The sequence below is a fragment of the Candidatus Poribacteria bacterium genome, from assembly GCA_009839745.1.
In the GTDB taxonomy this organism is placed as follows: domain Bacteria; phylum Poribacteria; class WGA-4E; order WGA-4E; family WGA-3G; genus WGA-3G.
This window is the reverse complement of sequence record VXPE01000121.1, coordinates 19,800-27,623: the sequence shown is the minus strand read 5'-3', so window position 1 is coordinate 27,623 and position 7,824 is coordinate 19,800. Positions and strand designations below refer to the sequence as shown.

General features: G+C 45.9%; 6 protein-coding genes. All 6 read right to left on the bottom strand.

Annotated features, from left to right (window positions below; genetic code table 11):
• Positions 1 to 407: hypothetical protein (locus F4X88_19120; GenBank protein ID MYA58394.1), on the bottom strand; the 407-nt coding region annotated here is incomplete at its 3' end.
• A gap of 161 nt (positions 408 to 568) precedes the next feature.
• On the bottom strand, positions 569 to 1,870 hold the full coding sequence (locus tag F4X88_19115) for a SpoIIE family protein phosphatase (protein ID MYA58393.1): 1,302 nt from the start codon (positions 1,868 to 1,870) through the stop codon (positions 569 to 571).
• The gene (locus F4X88_19110) at positions 1,800 to 4,274 is read right to left on the bottom strand and encodes a HAMP domain-containing protein (protein ID MYA58392.1); all 2,475 of its coding nucleotides are present in this window, start codon (positions 4,272 to 4,274) and stop codon (positions 1,800 to 1,802) included. The genes F4X88_19115 and F4X88_19110 overlap by 71 nt, the downstream gene beginning before the upstream one ends.
• 243 nt (positions 4,275 to 4,517) lie before the next feature.
• Positions 4,518 to 4,853 (bottom strand): STAS domain-containing protein, encoded by a 336-nt coding sequence (locus F4X88_19105; protein ID MYA58391.1) that lies wholly within the window; start codon positions 4,851 to 4,853, stop codon positions 4,518 to 4,520.
• A 150-nt stretch (positions 4,854 to 5,003) separates the two neighbouring features.
• Complete coding sequence (rsmG, locus tag F4X88_19100) at positions 5,004 to 5,705, bottom strand: 16S rRNA (guanine(527)-N(7))-methyltransferase RsmG (protein MYA58390.1); 702 nt, start codon at positions 5,703 to 5,705, stop codon at positions 5,004 to 5,006.
• Between the two features lie 223 nt (positions 5,706 to 5,928).
• Positions 5,929 to 7,821, bottom strand: coding sequence for a tRNA uridine-5-carboxymethylaminomethyl(34) synthesis enzyme MnmG (gene mnmG / locus F4X88_19095; GenBank protein MYA58389.1), 1,893 nt, complete (start codon positions 7,819 to 7,821; stop codon positions 5,929 to 5,931).
• Between the last annotated feature and the right edge of the window lie 3 nt (positions 7,822 to 7,824).

The window sequence follows — 7,824 nt, the reverse complement described above, 5'->3', positions numbered from 1 at the left end:
ATCTGTTCTTGGATGTCCTCTGTAAACTCTGTTTCTTTCAAAATCTCAGTGACAACAACGTCGAGTAGGTAAACATGTCGCATTGAACTTGGGAGGGAAAGTCTAACCACCCGTTCAGTTTGAGTCTCCTCGGGCGTAGCTTCCCCACCGTCGTCCTCAATGGCAACATTGAATTGGTCTTCAGCAAGAATCAGCTGAAAAGTCGTTTGTTTTTCCGGTCTCTCTTTGTTGCTGTGTTTGGTCGCGTTTATACCCGCTTCAATGACAGCACGGTTAGCCTGCTCTTGGATGTCCTCTGTAAACTCTGTTTCTTTCAAAATCTCAGTGACAATAACTTTGAGTAGATCAACATGCCGCATTGAACTTGGGAGAGAAAGCGTAATAACCTGCTCAGTTCTCTCGCCCACGTTTGAAGCTCCTTCTTTTATAGTTATCAGTTGTCGGTTATTAGTTTCCAGTTTCAGTTAAGAGGTCTCTTTGTCTTCATTCACCTCTCTGGAATACTCCAAGTTTGGGTAGATTGTCCTCCAAAACCCTTTTAGCCGGCGACTGATAATTGATAATTATTTTAAATATCGCGCTTAATAATAATTAATGCTCTATCATCATGCGGATTTGTGCTTCCACTAAACAGCGTTAGATCGTTAACAATCGCATCACATAATGCTGATGCTGACAATCCGACGTTTTTGGAAATACAGGAGGCAAGCCTATCTGTTCCATAGTGGCTCTCAGTAATCGGCAAGCCGTTTTCTGATGAACCTGCCTCCTCTTTCTGACTGGTGTTCTCCGCTGTAATCTCACTTTTTCGCGTTTCCGTTTCGGTAATACCATCGGTATAGAAAACGAGGATATCGCCGGGAGATAGATCACAGATGTCGCTTGAAAATGTCGCTTCCTCAAATGCGCCTATCAACATGCCTTCTGTCTTTAAGACCTCCATCTCGCCGGTATGCTTCCAGTGGAACGGATAACAGTGCCCGCCATTTGAATATGTAAAGGTTGAATTTGCTATATCCAATATACCGTAAACCATTGTTGCAAACAGATCTGCCTCAGTGTCTCGGACCACTAAGTCATTCACCCGTTTGAGAATCGACGCGGGAGTGTCTTCCTGATGACAGAGCAAGCGGAGTGCTGTCCGAATCATGACCATCAACAGTGCTGCAGGTATACCGTTGCCTTTTACATCACCGAGAACGAGTCCGATCTGTGTCTCATTCAAGGGGATGAAATCATAGAAATCACCAGAAACGGATGTTGAACTTTGGAGCAGTGTCTCGATATCAAATTCTTCAAGACTTGGTGCCTGTTCTGGTAACAATTTATTTTGAATAGCGGCGGCGGCTTGAAGATGTCCAGCGAGTTGCTGTAATCCCTCTTCGCTGAATTTATCTCCCATGGCGCGCATTAACGGATTAATGTATTTAATGGGTCGAGTTCTACCTAAGACGGCTTCGACCCGTGCGGTTACCTCACGGAGATCAAAAGGTTTCGTAATATAATCGTCTGCGCCCGTATCTAAACCGAGGACTTTATCTTCTGTCTGTCCACGAGCCGTTACTAAAATGATTGGAACATTTTTTGTATGTTCGATATTTTTTAGTTCTTCAATGACCTCAAAGCCGCTTTTCTGTGGCATCATGACATCAAGAAGAATGAGATCCGGAGGGTTCGCGCATACGCTTTGGATCGCGCTCTCACCATTGTTTGCGGTTCGGACGTTATAGCCTTCCGGTTCAAGGTTCATTTTTAGCAATTCAAGGATGTCAAGATCGTCATCGACAATTAAAATCGTTTCAGTCATTTTCCCTTTTTTCCAATGGCATAAAAAACTGGAAGTTGCATCCCGAGCCGTCATCGCCGCCATCCACCCATAATTGTCCGCCGTGTGCTTCAACTATCCCAGCGGCAATTGAAAGTCCCAAACCAGTGCCGCCTTGTGGTTTCCGTGTGTGTATACTTCCGAGTTGTCGGAATTTGTCAAACACCTTTTCTCTATCTTCAGGCGGAATTCCTGGACCTGTATCAATGACTTCCACATGGAATCCATCGGTTACGCTCCGATTCTGCTGAGATTTCGATATTCTTACTGTTACCTTCCCGCTCTCTGGTGTGAATTTGATGGCGTTTCCGATGAGGTTAATAAAAACTTGCCCAATCCGATCTGCATCCCCAATCATAGGTAACAGATCAGACTGCCTTTCAAAAAGTAGAGAGATGGCCTTCTGGTCTGCTTGTGGACGGAGTTCCTCGATTCGCCGTTTGGCGATTCTGTCTATCTGGACCCGTTCCTGCTTCATCTCAATACGTCCTGCTTCAATTCGGGAGATGTCGAGTAGATCATTAATAAGAGCGGCGAGCCGCTTCGATTGACGATGCGCCCGGCTCAAACTTTCGTGTTGTTTCTGATTAATTTTACCAGTTTTTCCCTCAAGTATTAGCGAAATAAATCCGATGATGGATGTTAGTGGCGTTCGCAATTCATGTGATACAAGCGAAACGAACTCCGACTTCATTTTTTCTATTTCGTGTTCATCGGTAACATCATCAAAGACATAAACGGTGCCAACGATGTTATTATGTTCATCGGAAAAATGGCTTGCGATGATACGGAGTACTCGAGAATTTTGACGCTCAACTCGTGCCTTGTTAGATAGCGTAGAAGAGGCGTTGAGCGTCAAGTTGTCCTGTCCATTACCATCAATATTCACTTCGACGACCATTGTCTGGTGTTGTGTGCCTTCGCGCCGAGAGAAGGACAATATTTCCATATCAACAGTTCTTCTATCGGTTTCTGTATTCCCTTCCCTCTCCACTGTTTTTGTCCAGCAGATTGTACCGTTTGCCGTATCAACAGCGATAAAATTTTCGTAGGCAGCAGTATCCTCTAAATTCAGCAGCCGTTCAGCTACAGGATTGACATAGAGCACACGCCCAGTAGGATCAACAACAATCAAACCTTCACCGAGATTGTCTACAATAGCTGTGAGTTTTTTCTCCTCCTGTGTTAATCGATCAACGGCATTTTTCAGATTCCGACGCATCTCATTGAATTCTTCAGCAAGCACACCCACTTCATTATCGGTATCAACCGTGATTTCGCTATCAAATTCACCCTGTCCGATGCTCCGTGCTGCCTGTGCAACTTTCAATATAGGTGTGGCTATGCGCTGTGCAGCCCACCACGCAATTAATATAACGATACAACTTGACCCGATGGTAACATAAAAAATATATCTGTTCAGCCTACCAACGCCAGCGTAAGCGGATGAGATGGGACGCGACGTAAAGAGCATCCAGTTGCTAAAGTTCTGCTGAACCTTCCAAGGCTCCATACTTGAGAGTTGTGTTCGCGCCCACCCATAGATACGAGGTTCACCGAAAGTATCTGTCTCACCTTCGGATTCATAGTCGTAAGACTTTCCATTACTGCCTTTTTTTGCTTCAATAATCGCCTCCTCTGCGGCATTGCTCATCTCAATGTAATTATCTATTCGATACTCGCTTTGGGGTGAAGCTGCAATGATTTTGCCAGATGAACTCGTTAGAATCGTATATGTTTCCGCCAATTCCGGTAGTGATTGAACTAAACCGGTAAGCTCGGGTAAAAACAGAAATGTTCTCAGCACGCCGACTGTGTTATTTTTCTGCTGTGTAACGGAGCCTTGGGTCGCTGCACGTATTGGGAGTGCGATTGGAAGAAAATGTACGCCGCGCCCTTCATCATAGACGATATCTTCTACAAACGGATAACCTATGCCGTTGTTATAGGCTCTTTTCCACCAGTCCTTGTTCTGCACTCGATGTGGGAACATTTTCGTGGTGTCATAATCCAACTGTTGATTGTTTGAACGTAGAACGTACCCGAAGGCATTTGTAATGGTTACTTCAGTTTTATAGCCTGCGTAGGTCTCAAGGAGGCGAATACTATCCTCCAATCGTGCCCATACACTGAGAAATACGCTCTGTTTGTCGTTGGCAGTGTTTGAATACACAACTGCTGCTTGGATATTTGGAAGTTCGGCTTGAATCTTTTCGATTTTTTCGGAAATAGCAGTGTCCGCTCGGGCAAGTTTTTCTTGCGCCAGTAGCACAAGATTTTCGCCAACAGACTCCTTCAACGCATTTTCGCCTAAAAATTTGATGGCCAAAGCAACGACGAACAACGGCATCAGAGAAACTAAGAGAAACAGAACTACCTGCTGACCGCGTAGCCCCACGTTAAATTTTTTTAATTTACCTTGCGGTTCGGTCAGGTGGATTTGAGGCATAAAGTGTCTTTCCGTATATCCAGGGGAAATACCCAATCAAAAACCCTGCGTGTTTTTGATTGGGTATTTCTGCGTATTGTTGCAAGCTACGAGTTCGTTTAAAGAGTGCATAGCCCGTAATGAAATTAGGTTCTCCTTAAATGGCATAATTTGTCCCTCATACGCTATTCGCTATGGGGATCCCTGCGTTTACATTTGGGGGGCAGGTTTGCGGAACGCACGTCGTTACTCCGCAAGGTATTATTAAAAAGCGGCGCACGCGCCCTCTTCCGTATCATAAATCTCAATGACAGTGCTGAGTTTCGTTACGTCCAAAACTTCTCTAACGGCTTTCTGAGGGTTGAGTAACACTAATTTTCCACCCGATTGCTGACAGGACTTCAAAGTGATTACAATTGCCCCTAACGCGCTGCTATCAATTAACGGCACGTTCATTAAGTCAACCACTAACTTATCGCGTCCAGTTTGAAGTTGTTCGCTCATTTCTTTACGGAATGCGTCAGACGCATTTCCCAGAATCTTTCCTTCTATATGAAGGATAGAGATATTTTTCTTCGCAATCGTTGTCTCAACATTCATTTTTTAAACTATTGCTCCTGGCTATAGACATGGCACCCCGCTGGAGTGCTTAAAAGGAATTCCTATTTTATGCTTCGCACACTTATAGAGACTTGTAGGACCCTGCGAAGCAGTGGGAACTCTCCACTGGAGAGATTCATTTGAAGTAGTTTAGAACGAAGATTGTGGGGTGCCGCGGTGTATCACAACATAACTTCGATTGAACCTTGAATTCTTTAAGACAGTTTCGACGATTCCACCGAGTGCCTTGAGACATGCCGAACTCTTATTAATTTCGTTCTCGATCGTTGCATCGCCGGACTTATAAGCCACCCACTTTCCTGTCGGTTTCAGTAGCGGTAGGCAATACGGTGCCGAGTCTCGAATTGCTGCGACGTAACGGGTGAAAACCCAATCGTATGTGCGAATGTATTTCTGCTGTTGTGCACAAATTTCCGCACGTTCCGCGAATATTTCAACGTCTATCCTTTGCTGCGTGTTTACCGCCTGATGCCGATTCAATTGGGCGATTATAAATTTTAGGAAACTCACCTTTTTTTTCGATGATTCAACAAGTGTCAACCGTATATCAGGCATACAGATTTTTAATGCGATTCCCGGGAATCCGGCACCCGTCCCAATATCAATCACAGCATCACCACTTCCCAACGAGATATATTCCAAGACACTTAGCGAATCCAGAAAATGTTTATGAACAATCTCATTCTCATCTGTGATCGCAGTTAGATTCATGTGTTGATTCCACTGCAGTAATTCAGTGCGATACAGATTGAATTGTGACACCTGATGTTCAGTTAGCGGAAATCCGTAATGATTGAACGTCTCTTTTAAGTCCTGCTCGTACCTCGCCAATTGCCATGCCTCTTAGTAGTTTTCGGTTCGGATGAATCAACGGTATGAGGTCTCCCGTATGGGCTTCCCCGTCTACGAAAATCGTTTCAGTTATCGGTTGTCAGTTACAAGAAATGTTCGGTAACAATTTACCCCAGTTCGGTATATTCCAAGACTTGCGAAGATTGCTACAAGAAACCCTCTTAACCGAAGACCGAAGACTGACAACTATTAACGCTGACCGCTATCCTGCCGACTGCTGTTTTGCGTTATATTGATGAAGGATGACCGTCAAGATCGAAATGTCCGCTGGCGAAACACCAGGCAAGCGTGATGCTTGCCCGATGGAGGCGGGCCGGATCCTTGCGAGTTTCTCACGGGCTTCCGTTTTTAACCCCTGAACGTTGGCATAGTCGAAGGCATCGGGGATTCGGAAATTTTCCATTTTTTTGAATTGATGAATCTGTCGCTGTTGTCGTTGAATATATCCGTCATATTTTATCTGGATCTCCACCTGCTCAGTCACAGCGGGATCCAAGGATTCAACGGGCGGCACGATCTCGGTTATCTGCTCGTAATGCAGTTCCGGGCGTTTCAAAAGTTCTGCCAAGGATGTGGGTTGCTTCAATTCACCTGTCTCCAGAATACTCGCCAAACTCTCCAGCGTCGCAGGTGTCGGTTTGAGAAGGGTTTCCTGTAAACGTCCCAATTCCGTTTCGACAGCGGCAGCCTTCCTTTGGAACTGGTGATATCTGTCATCATCAACGAGTCCGATCTGCCTACCAATTTCGGTGAGTCGCAAATCTGCATTGTCCTCTCGCAGTGCTAACCTATATTCAGCCCGCGATGTGAACATACGGTAAGGTTCCCGGATGTCCAAGGTAACCAAATCGTCAATAAGGACTGCTATGTAAGCTTGCGATCTGTCGAGGACAAGAGGGTTCTGACCTTTTACCTTTAAAGCAGCGTTGATCCCTGCCATCAGCCCTTGCGCAGCAGCCTCCTCATAGCCTGTGGTCCCATTGAGTTGTCCCGCGAAATAGAGCCCTGGCACCTGCTTTGTCTCAAGTGTCGGTTGCAGTTGCGTCGCGGGTGCGAAATCATACTCGACGGCGTACCCGAAGCGCATAATTTCAGCATTCTCTAACCCCTTGATGCTATGGACCATCTCTACCTGTACATCTTCAGGTAGACTCGCCGATATACCGTTGAGATAGATTTCGTCGGTATCTCGTCCCTCAGGTTCTACGAAGACTTGATGTTCCGTCTTCTCTGCAAAGCGGACAACCTTATCCTCAATTGACGGGCAGTAACGGGGACCGATGCCGACAATACGACCGCTGTACATCGCGGATCGGTGGAGGTTCTGACGGATTAACTTGTGCGTTTGTTGATTCGTGTACGTCAGGTAACACGGAAGTTGGGGCTGTGTAATCCGTTGGGTTAAAAACGAGAAGGGACGCGGATTTTCATCGCCCGGTTGAATTTCCATTTCGCTGAAATCAACGGTTTGGGCGTTGACGCGTGGCGGGGTGCCAGTTTTGAGCCGACCAATCTCAAATCCAAGACTTAAAAAACTTTCAGAAAGTTTCTCTGCGGAAGACTCGCCTGCTCTCCCGGCACTATACGATACATCGCCGATATGGATTATGCCTTTCAGGAAAGTGCCTGTCGTTAGAATCACAGTCTCTCCGAAATAAGCGGTTTTTGTCTGACTCAGAATTCCGATGCATCGCCCCTTTTCGACGAGGAGTTCCTCAACTAATACTTGTTTGATGTCGAGCCGTTTCTGTGCCTCAAGGACACGTTTCATCTCATCTTGGTACGCCTTTTTATCGGCTTGCGCGCGGCTTGATCGAACTGCGGGTCCTTTTTTGGTATTTAAACGTCGAAATTGGATTCCGGTCTTGTCAATATTTTTCGCCATCTCCCCGCCGAGTGCGTCTATCTCTTTAACGAGATGTCCCTTGGCAAGTCCACCAATAGCGGGGTTGCAAGACATCTTCGCGATAGTATCGAGATTGATAGTAACGATGAGCGTTTCGCAGCCCATTCGTGCGGCGGCAAGTGCGGCTTCACACCCTGCATGCCCGGCTCCGACTACGATAACGTCGTAATGTTTTTGATACGTATTCATTTT